Origin of the sequence: Bradyrhizobium sp. CCBAU 65884 (assembly GCF_028128835.1) — a bacterium.
In the GTDB taxonomy this organism is placed as follows: Bacteria; Pseudomonadota; Alphaproteobacteria; order Rhizobiales; family Xanthobacteraceae; genus Bradyrhizobium; species Bradyrhizobium ottawaense.
This window is the reverse complement of record NZ_LBJU01000127.1, coordinates 50,901-69,775: the sequence shown is the minus strand read 5'-3', so window position 1 is coordinate 69,775 and position 18,875 is coordinate 50,901. Positions and strand designations below refer to the sequence as shown.

Below are 18,875 nucleotides of genomic sequence, written 5' to 3'. Positions count from 1 at the left end.
TGATTCAGTCGTGAAGGCTTGTCGGCACGCCGCTCATCAGCGTCGATGTCGCGGCATTGGCCAGAATGCGGTCGTTGTTGATCATGATCGGGGACGACAGCACGTCGCGGAGGTGCCGGCCCATGGTGAACTCGCCGTCGTTGCGGTAGCCGGAGAGGCCGGCTGTGCGCATCGCATGCATCACGGTCTCGACCGCGAGTTCGGAGGCCTGCACCTTCAGCAGCGTGATCGAGGACTGGAAGTCGAGCGAGCCGAGGGCGCGCTCGTCATGTTCGGCGCGGGCAAAGGCATCGATATTGGTCGACAGCAGCGCACGCAGCTTTGCCAGCGACATCTTGGCGGCGGTGAAATGTGCCGCGGCCGGCGGCATCTGGCCGCCGGAGGTGCGGGCCGCCTTGCGGATGAAGGCCTGCGCGCGGGTCACGGCTGCGGCGGCGATGCCGGCCCAGGCCGACGACCAGCACAGATGCGCGAACGGCGTCATGGTCTGGGCGTGGATCTTGTCATAGGATTCCGGGAAGACGCGATCGGCGGGGCAATCGACCTTCAGCTCGAAACCGGTCGAGCAGGTGCCGCGCATGCCGAGCGTTTCCCAGCCCAGCGTCCGCTTCAGCGAATAATCGTCCTTGGCGAGCGCCAGCAGAACCTGGTCGGAGGCGGCGGCCTCGGTAGCGCGGCGGGCGATGGTGACGAGGCCGTCGGCTTCCGCGCCGTAGGAGATCACGGTGGCGTCGCGCACCAGCGAAACGGTATCGCCGGCGTGATCGACCGCGGCGGCGCTGGCGCGGATGTTGCCGCCGTTCTGGCCTTCGGTGGTGGACGAGGCGAGCAGCCACTGATCGCGGGCGACCCGGCGCATCATGGTCTCCATCCAGGGGATGCCGTGGCCGTGCCTGACGACGCAGGCGACCTTGGTCTGGTGCATCGCGTAGATCATCGCGGTCGAGGCGCAGGCGCGTCCGAGCGTGTAGCAGATGTTGGTGACGTCGTAGATGGAGGCACCGAAGCCGCCGAACTCGACCGGGATCATGACGCCGAGCAGCTTCTGCTCGCGCGCGACCTCGAATGCCTTGTGCGGGAAACGGGCGTCGCGATCGACCCCGTCTGCGTCGGCCGCGGCAGCTGCGGCGGTCCGGGCGGCGCGCTCGATCAGGGAGGGACCCTGCTCGAGGAAGCCCGTCTGCGTTTCGTCGACAGTGAGGACTGCTTCACGCACGTTCATACTCGTCCGCCTCCGGTTTGCCGTTCGAGATCGCCGGCATCATTCGCGATGCGCGTAAGCGATCCTCCGGCCATCTTTGCTTGTGAGATGAGGCTACGGATTTAATTCAAATTCGTCGATGAAATAGAGGGTAAACAAAGCCCAATTCCGAACGAACAGTTAAGGTCCGGTTGTTTGCATCACCCGTTTTTCCAGCATCGCGTTAGGACTCTGGAAGAAGCCTGAATTTCAGACAATCTGAGTCATCGTTTACTAAGAAACGCGAAGTATTGGTATCGCCCATTGCGGGACCGGCAGGCCGTGCCCATCGTAGCGGCAAGCCGGTCCGACCTTTGACAGACAGACGGGAATTTGCCGATGCAATCCTTTGATACCGACGTACGCAATCGCATCATCAAGCTGGTGAAGGGCATCCTCGAGCAGAATTCGCTCGCCGCTAACGTCACGCCGTCCGCCAAGCTCGTCGATGTCGGCCTGACCTCGATGGACATGGTCAATCTGATGCTCGGCGTCGAAGCCGAGTTCGACTTCACCATCCCGCAAGCCGAGATCACGCCGGAGAATTTCCAGTCCGTCGAGACGCTGGAGCGGATGGTGGCGACCCAGCTGCAGCTGGCGGCGGCGGCTTAGTCAGGCGCAGCAAATTTTCCCCGGGTCGCCCCTGCGAACGCAGGGGCCCATAACCCAGGCCGTAGTTGTGCGAAGACTGGTCGTTCGGGATTGCGACCGACCATCCTAGATAGATTCCGCGGTATGGGTCCCGGCGTTCGCCGGGACGACGTCGAGTGTGAGTTGAGCATTTTGCGCTCCTCACACCACCGCCATCGCCCCACCACCCGGTTCCAAAACCGCCGCAAAACTGGCATAGCTTAACCATGTCGCACGTGGCGAACAGGGTGGAGCAGGCATGACGCAGGCGGTATTGGGCATCATCGGCGGCTCGGGCATTTATGATTTGCCGGGCCTCGAGGGTGCGCGCGAAGAGGTGATCAGGAGCCCCTGGGGCGAGCCGTCGGCGCCCGTGCGCCGCGGCACCATCGCGGGGTTGCCGATCGTATTCCTGCCGCGGCACGACAAGGGGCACCGGCTGTCGCCCTCCGACATCAACTACCGCGCCAATATCGACGTTTTGAAGCGGGCCGGCGTCACCGATTTGATCTCGCTATCGGCCTGCGGCTCCTTCAGGGAGGAACTGCCGCCGGGCACCTTCGTTCTCGTCGACCAATTCGTCGACCGCACCCACAAGCGTGAGAGCTCGTTCTTCGGTCGGGGCTGCGTCGCCCATGTGTCGATGGCGCATCCGATCTCTCCACGTTTGCGCATCCATCTTGCCGCGGCCGCTGAAGCCGAGAGCATCGCGATCGCGCGTGGCGGCACTTATGTCTGCATGGAAGGGCCGCAATTCTCCACCTATGCGGAGAGCATGACCTACAAGACGCTGGGCTATTCCGTGATCGGCATGACCAACATGCCGGAGGCGAAGCTCGCGCGCGAGGCGGAGATCTGTTACGCCACGGTGGCGATGGTGACGGATTTCGACTGTTGGCATCCCGATCACGATGCCGTCACCGTGCAGGATATCATCCGCGTGCTGACCTCGAACGCCGACAAGGCCAAGGCCTTGGTGGCGCGGCTGGCAAAGGACTTTCCGCGCGAGCATGAGCCCTGTCCGATCGGGTCGGATCGCGCCCTCGACACCGCGCTGATCACGGCCCCCGAGGCGCGCGATCCCGAGCTTCTGAAGAAGCTCGACGCGGTGGCCGGGCGCATCCTGCGCGCGAAGTGAAAGGCAGAATGCCATGAAGGTCGACGGCAAGCATTTCCGCAGCATCTGGCGCGAGCATGACGGCTGGTCAATCGGTGCGATCGACCAGCGCCGGCTGCCGCATGAGTTCGTCGTCGCGAAGCTGACATCGTCTGAAGACGCGGCCATCGCAATCCGCGACATGCTGGTGCGGGGCGCGCCGCTGATCGGTGCCACCGCGGCCTACGGCATGGCACTCGCCATGCGCGAGGACGCCTCCGACGCCGGCCTGAAGCGCGCTTACGACACGCTCGTAGTGGCGCGGCCGACCGCGATCAATCTGAAATGGGCGCTGGACGAGATGCGCGTGGCGCTCGCGCCGATCGCTCCGCTGGAGCGCGCCGAGGCAGCCTATGCGCGTGCCGACGAGATCGTCGAGCAGGACGTCGAGATCAACCGCGGCATCGCCGGCAACGGCTTGAAGCTGATCGAGGCGATCGCGTCGAAGAAGCGGGGCGAGATCGTCAACGTGTTGACCCACTGCAACGCCGGCTGGCTCGCCACCGTCGACTGGGGCACGGCGACGGCGCCGATCTATCTTGCGCACGAACGCGGCATCAAGATCCATGTCTGGGTCGACGAGACGCGTCCGCGCAACCAGGGCGCCTCGCTCACGGCCTGGGAGCTCGGTCATCACGGCGTGTCGCATACGGTGATCCCCGACAACACCGGTGGGCACCTGATGCAGCACGGCATGGTCGATCTCGCCATCGTCGGCACCGACCGCGTCGCCGCGAATGGCGATGTCTGCAACAAGATCGGCACCTACCTGAAGGCGCTCGCCGCTCACGACAACGGCGTGCCGTTCTATGTCGCGCTGCCGTCGCCGACGATTGATTTTACCGTCCATGACGGCATCCGCGATATTCCGATCGAGCAGCGCAGCGGCGTCGAGGTCACAGACATGACCGGCCGCACCGCGGATGGAAGGCTGGAGACGGTGCGCATCGTGCCCGAGGGATCGCCGGTCGCGAATTACGCTTTCGACGTGACGCCGGCACGGCTCGTGACGGGCCTCATCACCGAGCGCGGCGTGCTGAAGCCGGATCGCGACGAGCTGGCGGCGGCGTTTCCGGACCGGATCGTGGCGGCGGCGGAGTAGCTCTCGTAGGGCGGACAAAGGCGCGAAAGCGCCGTTGCCCACCATCTGCTTGTGGTGGGCACGCTTCGCTTTGCCCACCCTACGGCTTCGTGCCTCGCAACGACGAGGTGCCTACCCCAGCTTCAGCCCCGTCGCCGCCTCAAGCTCCGCAATCGCCTGCGCGCCGCTCGTCACCTTGATCGTGGTCATGCCCATCTCGCGCGCGGGTTTCAGATTGACGCCGAGATCGTCGAGATAGACGCAATTGTTCGGATCGACCTTCAGTGTCTCGACCATCAGCCTGTAGATTCGCGGATCGGGCTTGCGCAGGCCGATCTTGGCGGATTCGATCACGTGGTCGAACAGCACCATGACTTCGGCGATGTAGAGGGAGCGCCCCGTCATGCTGCCGATGGCATTGGCAGGCAGATTGTTGGTGATGCAGCCGGTCTTGAATTGCGCCTTGATGCGCTTCAGCGCCTCGACCATCTCGGGGCGCAGATCGCCCTGCAGCAGCGGCAGCACGTCGCGACCGCGCACCTCCGCGCCGAGTGCGAGCGATTCCGTCGCGAACAATTCGTCGAAGGTATCGATATCGACCTCGGCCCGCTCGAACTTGGCCCAGGCATTTTCCAGGTGGTTGGCGGCGTTGGTCCGCCGGATGATGTCGACGGGCAGGCCGCGCTCGGTCTCGAACCGCGCGAATGCTTCGAACGGTGAACTCGTCAGCACGCCGCCAAAATCAAAGATCACCGCCTCGATCGCCACTATCCTGCCCTCGTCAATTCCTTTCCAAGAGGGCTAGCATGCGCTATCGGCAAGGGCCAGTCCGAAGCAATCTGCCGCCGCCAATACCGAAGCGTGTTCCCATGAAGAAGCCTGCCACGTTCATCACGACTGCGCTGCTGCTCGCCACACCCGCCCATGCCATCGTCGGCGGCGGCGCGCCGCAGGCCGACGGCGTCGCGCGCGCCGTCGTCACCATCGTCGGCTCGCGCGGCAATTCCTGCACCGGCACTCTGATCGCGCCCAGGATCGTATTGACCGGCGCTCACTGCGTGCCGCCGGGCGCGGACTACAAGATCGTCGATCGCAGCGGTGGCGCGCCGCAATTGCTGAACGTGCGCACCATCGCGATCCATCCCAGCTACAAGGCGCAGGTGCATCGCGCCGGCGCAGACGTGGCGCTGCTGCAACTGGAAATTCCACCCAAGGGAAAATCGACGGTGCCGGTCGGCGCGCCGAATATTCCAATCCAGGTCGGTAGCCGTTTCGTCATTGCCGGTACCGGTGTCACCGTGCGCGGTGATGGCAGGAGCGGCGGGGCCACGCGCGTCGCGGGCCTTGTCGTCACGGGCCAGCCCGGCACGCTTCAGATCCGCCTGGTCGATCCCGTAACCAACGGTGTTCGCGACGGAATTGGCGCTTGTACCGGCGATTCCGGCGGTCCCGTGTTCGAGGACAAGCCGAGCGGTGCCGTGCTTGTCGGTGTCATCAGCTGGGCGACGGGACCGAACGCCGGCGATGGCTGCGGCGGATTGACCGGCGTCACGCCGCTCACGCTCTACCGCGACTGGATCTTGCAGACCGCGCGGAGCTGGGGTGCGGCACTGTGATTTGACCGCAACTTGATCTATGTCATTTTGAAGCGGAAGCGCGGCGGGCGATCATGCCGGCCGCGGAGGAAACGCGTCGTTCGTCAAGGACGGCCACAAAAACAAGCAAGGCATAGAAGCAACAATGAATGTCGCTGTTCGCAGTCACGCCACGGCCAAACAGGCTTCTGAACATTTCGACGTGCTGATCGTCGGCGCCGGCATCTCCGGCATCGGCAGCGCCTATCACATCGAGAAGCAACTTCCGGGCACGAGCTATGTCATCCTGGAGACGCAGGCGACGTTCGGCGGCACCTGGAGCACGCATCGTTATCCCGGCATCCGCTCGGACAGCGATCTCCATACGTTCGGCTATAGCTTCAAGCCCTGGGTCGGGCCGCCGATCGCGACCGCCGAAGAAATCCTCGCCTATATGAACGAGGTGATCGACGACAACGATATCGCCAAGCACATCCGCTACAAGCACAAGATCAATTCCGCGAGCTGGTCGAGCGAGCAGAATCTCTGGACCATTGAGGCGGTGACGACCGACACCGGCGAAGCAAAAGCCTTCACGGCGAACTTCCTGTGGATGTGCCAGGGCTATTACCGCCATTCGGAAGGCTACACGCCGGAATGGAAGGGTACCGATCGCTTCAAAGGCCGCGTCGTCCATCCGCAGACCTGGCCTGACGATCTCGACCTCACGAACAAGAAGGTCGTTGTGATCGGCTCGGGCGCGACCGCGGCAACGCTGGTGCCGAACATCGCGGACAGTTGCGCGCATGTCACCATGCTGCAGCGTTCGCCGACCTATTTTCGCCTCGGCCGCAACGCCATCGAGATCGCCGAGGAGCTGCGCCGGCTTCAGGTCGACGAGGCCTGGATCCACGAGATCGTTCGGCGCAAGATCCTGTTCGAGCAGGACGCCTTCACAAAACTCTGCCTATCCAAGCCGGAGCAGGTCAAGAAGGACCTGATCGGCCAGATCAGCGCGGTGCTCGGTTCCGACTACGACGTCGAGACGCATTTCACGCCGACTTACCGGCCGTGGCGGCAGCGCATCGCCTTCGTGCCCGATGCCGATCTGTTCAAGGGCATCGCGAGCGGCAAGGCCTCCGTCGTCACCGACGAGATCGAATGCTTCGTCGAGAACGGCATTCAGCTCAAATCCGGCAAGCTGCTGGAGGCCGATGTCATCGTCACCGCGACCGGCTTCAATCTCGCGGCGCTCGGCGACATCGCCTTCGAGATCGACGGCAAGCCGCTCGCCTTTGGCGACACCGTCACCTATCGCGGCATGATGTTCACGGGCGTTCCGAACATGGTCTGGGTGTTCGGCTATTTCCGCGCCAGCTGGACGCTGCGAGTCGATCTCGTCGCCGACTTCGTCTGCCGGCTGCTCGGCCACATGAAGGCCAAAGGCAAGAAGAAGGTCGAGGTCAAGCTGCGACCCGAAGACCACAACATGCCGATCCTGCCCTGGATCGATCCGGAAAACTTCAATCCCGGCTACATGATGCGAAACATGAACCTGCTGCCCAAGCGCGGCGACAAGCCGGAATGGCAGCACAGCCAGGATTACTGGACCGAAAAGGACGAGATCCCGAAGACGGACCTGGATGACAAGGCGTTTGTGTACGGGTGAGGAAGTTCGTGGGTGCGGGTTCGTGTGAGGGGGCGGCGACGCTCACACCACACTCCGCCGTCGTCCCGGGGCGCGAAGCGAACCCGGGATCCATAACCACAGGGAGTGATTATGGAGCGAGCAGGTAACTGCGAGTCTACGCCAAACATCTTCCTGTGGTTATGGGTCCCGGATCGGCGCTCCGCTTGTCCGGGACGACATCGGTTGTTGGATCAACGGCGCGCCAACTCATCCACACCGCAGCTCACGAATTCCTTCGCGTCGCATTCGCCGCAATCGCCGCCGCGGCCGTCCGGTTCTCCACGCCGAGCTTGGCGTAGATCTGCTCGAGATGCTTGTCGACCGTGCGCGGGCTCAATCCCAAAATCTGGGCGATGTCGCGGTTGGTCTTGCCCTTGCTGAGCCAGGCCAGCACCTCGCCCTCGCGGGTGGTGAGGCCGAGCTCGCTGGTGAATTCCGGCGGCAGCGCGGTGCCGGACTCCCTGGAGAGCCGCAGCAAAAACTCGTTCGGCGCGGTCTCGCCGATGTAATAGAGCCGCAGCTGCGGGTTGTCGGGCAAGGAGGCCGCCTGGGACTTCGCGCTGCCCTTGGCTCTGGCCTGCTCCAGCCATTGCAGCAGCGATGGCGGGAGGACGAAGTCGTCGGCCTGTGCGCCGTGATGATCGGACAGCAGCTTCTGCGCCTGCGGCGTCGCCCACAGCACATGGCCCTGGCGATCGACCGCGAACAGGAAGCGGCCGGAGACGTCGAGCGCTGCGCGCGCGCTCTGGGTCAGGCGGGCATTGCCGAGATGGACGCGGATGCGCGCCAGCATCTCCTCGATCACGATCGGCTTTGTCACGTAATCGACGCCGCCGGCCTCGAGCCCGCGAACGATATGCTCGGTTTCAGCGAGCCCCGTCATGAAGATCACGGGGACATTGGCAAGACCGGCATCGCGCTTGAGCCGGCGGCAGGTCTCGAAGCCGTCGATGCCGGGCATCACGGCATCGAGCAGAACGATGTCGGGCGTGATTTGGTCGATGATGCGGATCGCCGCCGCGCCGTCGAGCGCCACCATTACCGTCATGCCGGCGCCGTCGAGCGCGTCGGTAAGCAGCCGCAGCGTCTCGGGAGAGTCATCGACGACGAGCGCGACGTCGCGCTTTTTCGACTCAATGTTCATGCGCATGCAACGTCTTCAATGTGGACATGTACTGCTCAAGATCGAAGCGGTCGACCAGCGACCGCATCTGCGCGACGAAATCGGCATGTTCCGGATGTTCGCTGCCGATCTCGTCCAGCTTCAACTGGATGCCCTTGACGTAGCCGATCCGGCCGAGCCCGATCAGGGCCTCGATGTGCCGCGCCGGCGGCCTCGATCCGCTTTCGGGGCGCCAGAATGACACGGGAATCTCGTCCGAGCCATATTGCCATTCGATCCTGAGGAGCTGGCGGATCGTCTCCAGAATCCGCGGGATGTCGATCGGCTTCATCAAATAGCCGTCGTGGAAGGGCTGCGCCAGCGGCGCGCCGTGGGCCTCGATCGCGCTGGCCGACACCATCAGGATGCGCGCCTGGTGATGGCCGCTCGCGCGCAAGGCCTCCGCGACGGCCCAGCCGTCCATGGCGGGCATCGAGATATCGAGCAGGAACAAATCGGGCCGGCAATGCTGCGCCAGCGCGAGGCAGCCGGGGCCGTCGGGGGCGCTCAGCAGGATGAAGCCGAGCGGCGTCAGCACCTCGCGCAGGAGATCGCGATGGACGGGATCATCGTCGGTGATGAGAATGGTCTTGCGCGCGCCGTGATAGCCGGAGATCGGAGCCTCCACCGGCGCGATGCGCTGGGGATTGGTGACCTCCGAGAGCAGGATCTTGACCTTGAACGTCGAGCCGGTGCCGACCGTGCTCACGACCTTGATATCGCCGCCCATCACGCCGGCGAGCAGTCGGCTGATGGTCAGGCCAAGTCCCGTTCCGGTTTGCGGTTGCGAAACGCCGAGCGCACCGCGCTCGAACGGCGCGAAGATGCGTTCGAGATCGTCGCCCTGGATGCCGGGGCCGGTGTCGATCACCTCGAACTCGGCAACGGGGCTGCGATAATGCACGACGAACTGCACGCTGCCGGTCTGGGTGAACTTGATGGCGTTCGAGAGCAAATTGATCAACACCTGGCGCAGGCGCTTCTCATCGGCATAGACCACCAGCGGTAAATACGCCGGCCGGCGGAACACGAAGTCGATGCCCTTGGCAGCAGCCTGCAGGCGGAACATGCCGACCAACTGGTCGAGGAATTCGCTGAGGCGCACCTCGTCGCGCGACAGATACAGCCGTCCCGCCTCGATCTTTGAGATGTCCAGAATGCCGTCGATCAGGCCGGAGAGGTGGTCGGCGCTGCGGCGGACGACGCGAACCTGGTCGCGCGGCTTCGTGCTCAGCGTCGTATCTTGCTCCAGGAGCTGGGCATAGCCGCTGATCGCGTTCAGCGGTGAGCGCAGCTCGTGGCTCAGGCCGACGACATAACGGCTCTTGGCGAGGTTGGCGGATTCGGCGACCTCCTTGGCGCGCTGCAACTCGGCGTCGGTGCGCTTGTGCGCGTCGATCTCCTGGATCAGAAGCGCTGTCTGCCGCCGCGTCTCCTCCTCGGCGGCGCGGCGGCTCTGCTGCGCCAGCACGAACAGCCACGCCACCACGCCGATGATGATGCTGAGCGAGAAGAACACCTTCCAGAGCACGTCGGAGACGAGCGCGTTCTCGCCATGCACGCTCGCCGAGGTCTGCAGATAGATCAGGCCCAGCACCAGCGCGACGAGGCCGGCGGAGACTGCGAAAACGCCGATATAGTGGCCGAGCTGCGAGTTGATGCGCGCGTAGATCGGCTGCGGCATCAGCTTGCCCAGCGTCTCCGACACCTGCGCCTGAATCCGCGCGTGCGGCTTGCAGAGATCGTGGCAGCGGGCATCCAGCGAACAGCACAAGGAGCAGATCGGTCCGGCGTAAGCGGGGCAGGAAGCCATGTCCTCCGGCTCGAACGCGTGCTCGCAGATGCAACACTGGATCGACTCGATGTCCTGCCAGCTCCGCTTCGGCTTTCGCGCGATGTAGTACTTGCCGTCCGTGGCCCAGGCAATCAACGGTGCGGCAATGAAGGCGACGGCCAGCGCTATGAAGGCCGACAGCGCCTTCGCGGTCGGCCCGAACAGGCCGTAAAAGGCGCTGATGGAGACAATGGTCGCGATCGTCATCGCCCCCACGCCGACCGGATTGACGTCGTAGAGATGCGCGCGCTTGAATTCGATCTGCTGCGGCCGCAATCCAAGCGGCTTGTTGACGACGAGATCCGCGACCAGCGCGCCGACCCAGGCGATCGCGACGTTCGAATAGAGCGCCAGGGTCTGCTCCAGGGCCTTGTAGACGCCGATCTCCATCAACAGGAGCGCCACGATGACGTTGAAAACCAGCCAGACGACGCGGCCGGGATGGCTGTGGGTCAGGCGCGAGAAGAAGTTCGACCAGGCGATCGATCCGGCATAGGCGTTGGTGACGTTGATCTTCACCTGGGACAGGATCACGAACGTGCCGGTCAACGCCAGCGCGAGGTCGGGCTGCGACAGCACATAGCGGAACGCTTCGAGATACATATGCGCGGGCTCGGCGGCCTCCTCGGGCGGCACCCCGTGGCTGAGCGCGAAGAAGGCGAGGAAGGAACCCGCGAGGAGCTTCAAGGCGCCAAGCACGATCCAGCCCGGTCCCGCGCTCATCATCGCCACCCACCACGACGCCCTGGAGGCGCGGCGATCGCGCGGCAAAAATCGCAGGAAGTCGACCTGCTCGCCGATCTGCGCCACCAGCGAAAACACCACCGAGGCCGCAACCCCGAACAGCAGCAGGTCGAAATGCCCGGTGAGGTCGCCGTGCTCGCCCGAGAACTTGCGCCACTCCGTGAAGGAGTGCGGGTTGTGCCAGGCGATCGCCGCGAACGGAATGATGTGGAGCACGATCCACAGCGGCTGCGTCCACAATTGGAAGCGGCTGATCAGCGTGATGCCGTAGGCCACCAGCGGGATGATGACGACCGCGCTGATGAGGTAGCCGATCGGCCGCGGAATCCCGAAGCACATCTCGAGCGCGGACGCGAGGATCACGGCTTCGATCGCAAAGAAGATGAAGGTGAAGGACGCATAGATCAGCGAGGTGACGGTGGAGCCGATGTAGCCGAAGCCGGCGCCGCGCGTGAGCAGGTCGATGTCGATGCCGCATTTGGCGGCATAGTAGGCGATTGGCACGCCACAGCAGAAGATGATGGTCGAGACCACGAGGATGGCGGCGGCCGCGTTGGTGACGCCATAGTTCAGCGTGATGGTGCCGCCGATCGCCTCCATCGCCAGGAACGAGATCGCGCCCAGCGCCGTGTTGGCGACCCGGGCGGCGGACCAGCGGCGCGCGCTCTTGGCCGTGAAGCGCAGCGCATAGTCCTCCAGCGTCTGGTTGGCGACCCATTGGTTGTACTGTCGCCTGACGCGGTCTATTCGCTGCCGCCCTGCCACGCTTTACCCCACTCCTGATACGGACCCGGAGCCCTCGCAAATTCCGTACCAAAAGCCTACGTCGGCATTTTGCGGTGCAGTATACGCGATCTTGCGTATGCTTCCGCCGCCCAGATCCGAGCCATCCTCACCGGCACCAATCGCGTGTCCTCGAAAAAAAGTGGGGTGCTCATGTCAGACGAACCAAACAAGGGCCTTTTGTCGCCGCTCCGGCGCAAACTATTGATGGGAATGGCCGCCGTGCCGGCCATCACGATGCTGCCGCGGGCGTCCTTTGCACAGGCTCCCGCGACCTCGGCGGTCAACACCACCGGCCTTGCGGTCACCGACACCGAGGTCACGGTCGGCATCCTGCACTCGGCGACCGGCACCATGGCCATCTCCGAGACCGGGTCGATCGAGGCCGAAAAGCTCGCCATCGAGCAGATCAATGCCGCCGGCGGCGTGCTCGGGCGCAAGATCAAGTTCATCCAGGAAGACGGCGCCAGTGATTGGCCGACCTTTGCGGAAAAGGCAAAGAAGCTGCTGGTCAACGACAAGGTCGCGGCGATCATGGGCTGCTGGACCTCCGCCTCGCGCAAGGCGGTGCTGCCGGTCATGGAGCAGTATAACGGCATGCTCTATTACCCGACCTTCTACGAAGGCCTCGAGCAGTCCAAGAATGTCATCTATACCGGTCAGGAAGCGACCCAGCAGATTCTCGCGGGTCTGAATTGGATCGCCAAGGAGAAGGGTGCGAAGTCGTTCTTCTTCATCGGTTCCGACTACATCTGGCCGCGCACCTCGAACAAGATCGCGCGCAAGCACGTCGAGAACGTGCTGAAGGGCAAGGTGGTCGGCGAGGAGTATTATCCGCTCGGCAACACCCAGTTCAATTCGGTCATCAACAAGATCAAGCTGACCAAGCCCGACGTCATCTTCACCGACGTCGTGGGCGGCTCGAACGTCGCCTTCTACAAGCAGCTCAAGGCCGCCGGCATCGACCTCTCCAAGCAGGCGCTGCTGACGATCTCGGTGACCGAAGACGAGATCGACGGCATCGGCGGCGAGAACATCGCGGGCGCCTATGCCTGCATGAAGTACTTCCAGTCGCTCGACAATCCGAACAACAAGACCTTCGTGCCGGCGTTCAAGAAGGCGTGGGGCGAGAAGACCGTGATTGGAGACGTCACCCAGGCTGCCTATCTCGGCCCGTGGCTGTGGAAGTTGACGGTGGAGAAGGCGGGTTCGTTCGACGTCGACAAGATCGCGGCGGCTTCGCCCGGCGTCGAGTTCAAGGGCGCTCCGGAAGGCTATGTGCGCATCCACGAAAATCATCACCTCTGGTCGAAGACCCGGGTGGGACGCGCCAAGCTCGATGGCCAGTTCGAGCTGATCTACGAGACCGCCGATCTCGTCGAGCCGGATCCGTTCCCCAAGGGCTACCAGTAAGAAGCGCTCTCAGTCGCTTTCTTCCAAACACCAAGCCTCTCCCTGGCGTGGACAGCAAATCCACGCCCAAGACCCCCGCGTCACGAACCTGCTCGCGACGCGGGACCCTTATCCCCGACGGAGGACATCGATGTTCGGCGACTACTCGCTTGGTGATCTCGGCTCCATCTTCGTCATGCAGGGCTTTGCCGGACTGATCCTGTTCTCGGTCTACGTCCTGATGGCGCTTGGGCTTGCCATCATCTTCGGCCAGATGGGCGTCATCAACATGGCCCATGGCGAGTTCATGATCCTGGGGGCCTACGTCACCTGGATGACCTCCAATGTCTTCCAGTCCTATTTGCCCGGCTTGTTCAGCGGTTACTTCTTCCTTGCGATGATCCTGGCCTTTGTCGCGTCCGGCGCGTTGGGGATGCTGGTGGAGTGGGTGCTGATACGGCATCTCTACAAGCGCCCGCTCGATACGCTGCTCGCCACCTGGGGCCTCAGCCTGATGCTGCAGCAGGCCTATCGCTCCGTGTTCGGCGCGCGTGAGGTCGGCGTCGAGTTGCCGCAATGGATGCTGGGCTCGCTGCGCGTCACCGACAGCATCGAAGTGCCGATCAACGGTGTCTTCGTGATGTGTCTCACCGTGCTGATCACCCTCTCGGTCGCCTACGTCATGTACATGTCGCGCTGGGGCCGTCAGGTCCGTGCGGTGGTGCAGAACCGCATCATGGCCGGAGCGGTCGGCATCAACACCGAGAAGGTCGACCGCTACACGTTCGGGCTCGGTTGCGGCATCGCCGGAATCGCCGGAAGCGCCTTCACCATGATCGGCTCGACCGGGCCGACCTCCGGACAGCTCTACATCGTGGACACGTTCCTGGTCGTCGTATTTGGCGGCGCCGCGAGCCTGCTCGGCACCATCGCCTCCGCGTTCTCGATCTCGCAGACGCAATCGACGCTCGAATTCTTCATGTCGGGCTCGATGGCCAAGGTCCTGACGCTGCTCGCTGTCGTGGGCATCCTGATGCTGCGGCCGCAGGGTCTCTTCGCCCTCAAAGTCCGCAAGTAACGAGAAGCAGGCAGATCATGATCATCAACTCACGCTTCTTCAACCGGTCCGAGCTCATCGGCTTTATTGTCCTGGCCGCCGTGCTGTTCGTGATCCTGCCGCTGTCGCTGGATGTGTTCCGCCTCAACCTTGTCGCGAAATACCTCACCTACGCCTTTGTCGCGCTCGGCCTCGTGCTGTGCTGGGGATATGGCGGCATCTTGAGCCTGGGGCAGGGCGTGTTCTTCGGTCTCGGCGGCTACTGCATGGCGATGTTTCTCAAGCTCGAGGCGTCCAGCGCCGAGAACACGAAGATCCAGTCGACGCCCGGCATCCCCGATTTCATGGACTGGAATCAGATCACGTCGCTGCCGTTGTTCTGGCAACCATTCCACAGCCTCACCTTCACCATCCTCGCCATCATCCTGGTCCCCGGCCTGTTCGCCCTGATCATCGGCACCGCGATGTTCAAGCGCCGCGTCGGCGGTACCTATTTCGCGATCATCACCCAGGCCGTCGCCGCCATCCTGACCATCCTGATCGTCGGGCAGCAGGGCTATACCGGCGGCATCAACGGCATGACGGATCTGCGCACGCTCAAGGGCTGGGACATCCGGCCCGACCACGCCAAGGTCATCCTGTACTTCGTCGAGGTGGTGCTGCTGTTCGCCTGCATCGGCATCGCGCAGTTCATCCGCCTGACCAAGCTCGGCCGCATCCTGGTGGCGATGCGCGAACAGGAGGACCGCGTCCGCTTCTCCGGCTACAGCGTCGCCAACTTCAAGATCTTCGCCTTCTGCATGGCGGCGGTGTTCGCCGCGATCGGCGGCGCCATGTTCGCGCTCAATGTCGGTTTCATGTCGCCATCCTTCGTCGGCATCGTGCCGTCGATCGAGATGGTGATCTACACCGCGGTCGGCGGCCGCATGTCGATCTTCGGCGCGATCTGGGGCGCCATCCTGGTGAATTTCGCCAAGACCAGCCTGTCGGAATCCTTCCCGCAACTCTGGCTGTTCGGCCTCGGCGCGCTGTTCATCGCGGTCGTGCTCGCCTTCCCGAACGGTCTGTCCGGGCTCTGGGCCGATTACGTGCAGCCGCGCATCGATCGGTTGTTCGCCTCGCGCAAGCGGAAGCCGGGCTGGAACGACAATTCGGTCGCCGACGGCGCACCGGCAGAGTGAGGAAATAGATCATGCTCGTCGGTCATCACGATGCCGATGCCACGCTGGCAGTGAGGAGATAGATCATGCTCGTCGGTCATCAGCCCAAGGACTTCCTGCTCGCTGTCTCCGGATTGACCGTCTCGTTCGACGGGTTCAAGGCGGTCAACGATCTCTCTTTCTACGTCGAGGAGAACGAGATTCGCGTCATCATCGGTCCCAACGGTGCCGGCAAGACCACGGTGCTCGACCTGATCTGCGGCAAGACCAAGGCGACCTCGGGCTCGATCCAGTTTCGCGGCAAGGAACTCACGAAACTGAAGGAGAACGAGATCGTGCAGACCGGCGTCGGGCGCAAATTCCAGACGCCGTCGGTGTTCGAGGACCTCACCGTGTTCGAGAACCTCGAGATCTCGTTCCCGCGCGGCCGCACCGTGTTCGGCTCATTGACCTTTCAGCGCGACCAACTCGTGAAGGATCGGGTCGAGGAGGTCGCGGAGATGATCTTCCTCAAGGACAAGCTCAACACCTATGCCGACGAGCTCAGCCATGGCCAGAAGCAATGGCTCGAGATAGGCATGCTGCTGATCCAGGATCCCGATCTGTTGATGCTGGACGAGCCCGTCGCCGGCATGAGCGTGTCTGAGCGCGCCAAGACCGCCGAACTGCTCAACCGCATCATCAAGAACCGCTCGGTGCTGGTGATCGAGCACGACATGAAGTTCGTCGAGGACATCGCCCACAAGGTGACCGTGCTGCATCAGGGCCAGATCCTCTCCGAAGGGACCATGGAGAAGGTCAAGAACGATCCCAAGGTCATCGAAGTCTATCTGGGGCATTAGCGCATGATCCCGGAAAGTGGCGTCCGGTTTCCGGACAAGATCATGCGCAAGAAATAGGAAGCGCGACGATGCTGGCAATTTCCGATCTTCACGTCGCCTACGGCCAGAGCGAGGTGCTGCACGGGCTCAACGTCAAGGTCGCGCCCAACGAGATCGTCGCGATCATGGGCCGCAACGGCATGGGCAAGACCACGCTGATGAAGTCGCTGATGGGCATCCTGCCGGCCAAAAGCGGCTCGGTGACGATGGACGGCGCCGAGCTCGGTAACCTCAAGAGCTACGAGCGCGTCGCCAAAGGTCTCGCCTATGTGCCGCAGGGCCGCATGATCTTCTCCACCATGACGGTGAAGGAGAACATCGAGACCGGCCTCGTTGTCGCGGGCGAATCCGAGGTGCCCGGTGACATCTATGAATTGTTCCCGGTCCTGCTCGAGATGAAGGGCCGCCGCGGCGGCAATCTGTCGGGAGGCCAGCAGCAACAGCTCGCCATTGCACGTGCGCTCGCGACCAAGCCAAAGGTCCTGCTGCTGGATGAGCCGACCGAAGGCATCCAGCCCTCCATCATCAAGGAGATGGCGCGAACCCTGAAGCGGATCCGCGACGAGAAGGGGCTCTCCATCGTCGTGTCCGAGCAGGTCCTGAGCTTCGCGCTCGACATCGCCGACCGCGTGCTGGTGATCGAGAACGGTGAGATCGTGCGCGACGACCCGCGCGACGCCGTCGATGCCGCGCAGGTCTCGAAATATCTGTCCGTCTAACCAACCGTAGTAAAAGGGGAGCATCTCGATGCCAGAGACACTGATCAAGGTCGATCTCACCAAGTCGGCCTACGAAAATGACATGGTGCACAACCGCTGGCACCCCGACATCCCGATCGTGGCCTGGGTCAATCCCGGCGACGATTTCATCATCGAGACCTATGACTGGACCGGCGGTTTCATCAAGAACAACGATTCCGCCGACGACGTGCGCGACATCGACCTGTCGATCGTGCACTTCCTGTCTGGTCCGATCGGCGTCAAGGGCGCCGAGCCCGGCGATCTCCTCGTGGTTGACCTGCTCGACGTCGGCCCGATGAAGGAAAGCCTGTGGGGCTTCAACGGCTTCTTCTCCAAGCAGAATGGCGGCGGCTTCCTCACCGACCACTTCCCGCTGGCGCAGAAATCGATCTGGGACATCAAGGGTCTCTACACTTCGTCGCGCCATGTGCCTGGCGTCAACTTCGCCGGCCTGATCCATCCCGGCCTGATCGGCTGTCTTCCGGATCCGAAGATGCTGGAGACCTGGAACAAGCGCGAGGCCGAGCTGATCTCGACCAACCCGACCCGCGTCCCGGGCCTTGCCAATCCGCCGTTCGCGGCGACCGCCCATGGCGGCCGCGCCAAGGGCGACGTCAAGGCCAAGATCGGCGCGGAGGGTGCGCGCACGGTGCCGCCGCGCGAGCATGGCGGCAATTGCGATATCAAGGATCTCTCGCGCGGCTCGAAGATCTACTTCCCGGTCTATGTGCCGGGCGCAGGTCTTTCGATGGGCGATCTGCACTTCAGCCAGGGTGACGGCGAGATCACCTTCTGCGGCGCCATCGAGATGGCCGGCTGGCTGCATCTGAAGGTCGAAGTGATCAAGGACGGCATGTCGAAATACGGCATCAAGAACCCGATCTTCAAGCCGTCGCCGATCACGCCGAACTACAAGGACTACCTGATCTTCGAGGGCATCTCGGTCGACGAGCAAGGCAAGCAGCACTATCTCGACGTCCACATCGCCTATCGCCAGGCCTGCCTCAACGCGATCGAGTATCTGAAGAAGTTCGGCTATTCCGGCGCTCAGGCCTATTCGATCCTCGGCACCGCGCCGTGTCAGGGCCACATCTCCGGTGTGGTCGACGTGCCCAATGCCTGCGCCACGCTGTGGCTGCCGACGGAGATCTTCGACTTCGACGTGATGCCGTCGGCGGCAGGTCCCATCAAGCATATCACCGGCGATATCCAGATGCCGATTTCGCCCGACAAGTAGCCGGTGCGCTCCCTCTCCCCGTTCTTACGGGGAGAGGGTTGGGGTGAGGGGCTGTCTCCACACGAATGGTGGCAGCGAGTTGTATGAACAGGCAAGAACTTAGGTGATGCGATGCCGGTCTACGAATATCTCTGTGACGATTGCGGACCTTTTACGGATCTGCGCCCGATGGCCGAGTGCGACGATCCGCAAAGCTGCCCGCACTGCGAGACGTCGGCGCCGCGCGTGATCCTGACCGCGCCGAACTTCTTCTGCATGCCGGCCGAGAAGCGCAAGGCGCATGCCGTCAACGAGCGCAGCACCCACGCGCCGCAGACGCTCGCGCAATACAAGGCCTCGCACGGGCCCGGCTGCGGTTGCTGCTCCACAGGCAGAACCGTGAAGGACAAGAGCGCGTCAGACAAGAAAAAACCGGCGCGGCTGATGACCAAGACCGGGAGCGGTGCCAAGGGTTTCCCAACGGCGCGGCCCTGGATGATCAGCCATTAGCGCGCGATGACCTCAAACCAATAAA

Annotated in this window: 16 protein-coding genes; 12 read left to right on the top strand and 4 right to left on the bottom strand. The window is 63.3% G+C overall.

Features of this window, described 5'->3' with window-relative positions; translation table 11 throughout:
* Positions 1-4: 4 nt before the first annotated feature.
* The gene (locus XI03_RS28470) at positions 5-1,222 is read right to left on the bottom strand and encodes an acyl-CoA dehydrogenase family protein (protein ID WP_271593991.1); all 1,218 of its coding nucleotides are present in this window, start codon (positions 1,220-1,222) and stop codon (positions 5-7) included.
* A gap of 357 nt (positions 1,223-1,579) precedes the next feature.
* On the opposite strand from XI03_RS28470, the gene XI03_RS28465 reads away from it, so the two are divergent.
* The 3 genes from XI03_RS28465 (at position 1,580) to mtnA (ending at position 4,128) form a co-directional block, all read left to right on the top strand.
* Complete coding sequence (locus XI03_RS28465) at positions 1,580-1,852, top strand: phosphopantetheine-binding protein (RefSeq protein ID WP_028139652.1); 273 nt, start codon at positions 1,580-1,582, stop codon at positions 1,850-1,852.
* Between the two features lie 277 nt (positions 1,853-2,129).
* Positions 2,130-3,008 (top strand): S-methyl-5'-thioadenosine phosphorylase, encoded by an 879-nt coding sequence (locus XI03_RS28460; protein ID WP_038970700.1) that lies wholly within the window; start codon positions 2,130-2,132, stop codon positions 3,006-3,008.
* Between the two features lie 13 nt (positions 3,009-3,021).
* Complete coding sequence (gene mtnA / locus XI03_RS28455) at positions 3,022-4,128, top strand: S-methyl-5-thioribose-1-phosphate isomerase (protein WP_271593990.1); 1,107 nt, start codon at positions 3,022-3,024, stop codon at positions 4,126-4,128.
* A 111-nt stretch (positions 4,129-4,239) separates the two neighbouring features.
* Here the strand turns inward: mtnA and XI03_RS28450 are convergent, their stop codons facing one another.
* A complete protein-coding gene (locus tag XI03_RS28450; protein ID WP_018316768.1) occupies positions 4,240-4,875 on the bottom strand; it encodes an HAD-IA family hydrolase in 636 nt (211 codons plus the stop codon).
* Between the two features lie 101 nt (positions 4,876-4,976).
* On the opposite strand from XI03_RS28450, the gene XI03_RS28445 reads away from it, so the two are divergent.
* Together XI03_RS28445 and XI03_RS28440 are read left to right on the top strand one after the other, a co-directional pair.
* Entirely contained in the window at positions 4,977-5,723 is a 747-nt protein-coding gene (locus XI03_RS28445) for a S1 family peptidase (protein ID WP_271593989.1), read from the top strand.
* Between the two features lie 124 nt (positions 5,724-5,847).
* On the top strand, positions 5,848-7,350 hold the full coding sequence (locus tag XI03_RS28440; RefSeq protein WP_271593988.1) for a flavin-containing monooxygenase: 1,503 nt from the start codon (positions 5,848-5,850) through the stop codon (positions 7,348-7,350).
* A 244-nt stretch (positions 7,351-7,594) separates the two neighbouring features.
* Here XI03_RS28440 and XI03_RS28435 read toward each other — a convergent pair whose 3' ends face one another.
* Both XI03_RS28435 and XI03_RS28430 read right to left on the bottom strand, forming a co-directional pair.
* Positions 7,595-8,521, bottom strand: a complete 927-nt coding sequence (locus XI03_RS28435; RefSeq protein WP_271593987.1) for a response regulator — start codon at positions 8,519-8,521, stop codon at positions 7,595-7,597.
* Positions 8,505-11,876 carry a hybrid sensor histidine kinase/response regulator gene (locus XI03_RS28430; RefSeq protein WP_271593986.1) on the bottom strand — a complete coding sequence of 1,124 codons (3,372 nt, stop codon included), beginning with the start codon at positions 11,874-11,876 and terminating at the stop codon, positions 8,505-8,507. Before XI03_RS28430 ends, XI03_RS28435 begins: the two co-directional genes overlap by 17 nt.
* A 171-nt stretch (positions 11,877-12,047) precedes the next feature.
* Between XI03_RS28430 and urtA the strand changes: the two genes are divergently transcribed.
* The 7 genes from urtA (at position 12,048) to XI03_RS28395 (ending at position 18,850) form a co-directional block, all read left to right on the top strand.
* Positions 12,048-13,307 carry an urea ABC transporter substrate-binding protein gene (urtA, locus tag XI03_RS28425; protein WP_271593985.1) on the top strand — a complete coding sequence of 420 codons (1,260 nt, stop codon included), beginning with the start codon at positions 12,048-12,050 and terminating at the stop codon, positions 13,305-13,307.
* Positions 13,308-13,437: 130 nt separating this feature from the next.
* Positions 13,438-14,364, top strand: coding sequence for an urea ABC transporter permease subunit UrtB (gene urtB, locus XI03_RS28420; RefSeq protein ID WP_271593984.1), 927 nt, complete (start codon positions 13,438-13,440; stop codon positions 14,362-14,364).
* Positions 14,365-14,381: 17 nt separating this feature from the next.
* The gene (gene urtC / locus XI03_RS28415) at positions 14,382-15,524 is read left to right on the top strand and encodes an urea ABC transporter permease subunit UrtC (RefSeq protein WP_271593983.1); all 1,143 of its coding nucleotides are present in this window, start codon (positions 14,382-14,384) and stop codon (positions 15,522-15,524) included.
* Positions 15,525-15,589: 65 nt separating this feature from the next.
* A complete protein-coding gene (gene urtD / locus XI03_RS28410; RefSeq protein ID WP_028139661.1) occupies positions 15,590-16,345 on the top strand; it encodes an urea ABC transporter ATP-binding protein UrtD in 756 nt (251 codons plus the stop codon).
* Between the two features lie 68 nt (positions 16,346-16,413).
* Positions 16,414-17,103 (top strand): urea ABC transporter ATP-binding subunit UrtE, encoded by a 690-nt coding sequence (urtE, locus tag XI03_RS28405; RefSeq protein WP_038949525.1) that lies wholly within the window; start codon positions 16,414-16,416, stop codon positions 17,101-17,103.
* Positions 17,104-17,131: 28 nt separating this feature from the next.
* Positions 17,132-18,361 carry a formamidase gene (fmdA, locus tag XI03_RS28400; protein ID WP_028139663.1) on the top strand — a complete coding sequence of 410 codons (1,230 nt, stop codon included), beginning with the start codon at positions 17,132-17,134 and terminating at the stop codon, positions 18,359-18,361.
* 111 nt (positions 18,362-18,472) lie between these two features.
* Positions 18,473-18,850 (top strand): FmdB family zinc ribbon protein, encoded by a 378-nt coding sequence (locus XI03_RS28395; RefSeq protein WP_271593982.1) that lies wholly within the window; start codon positions 18,473-18,475, stop codon positions 18,848-18,850.
* Positions 18,851-18,875: the final 25 nt, after the last annotated feature.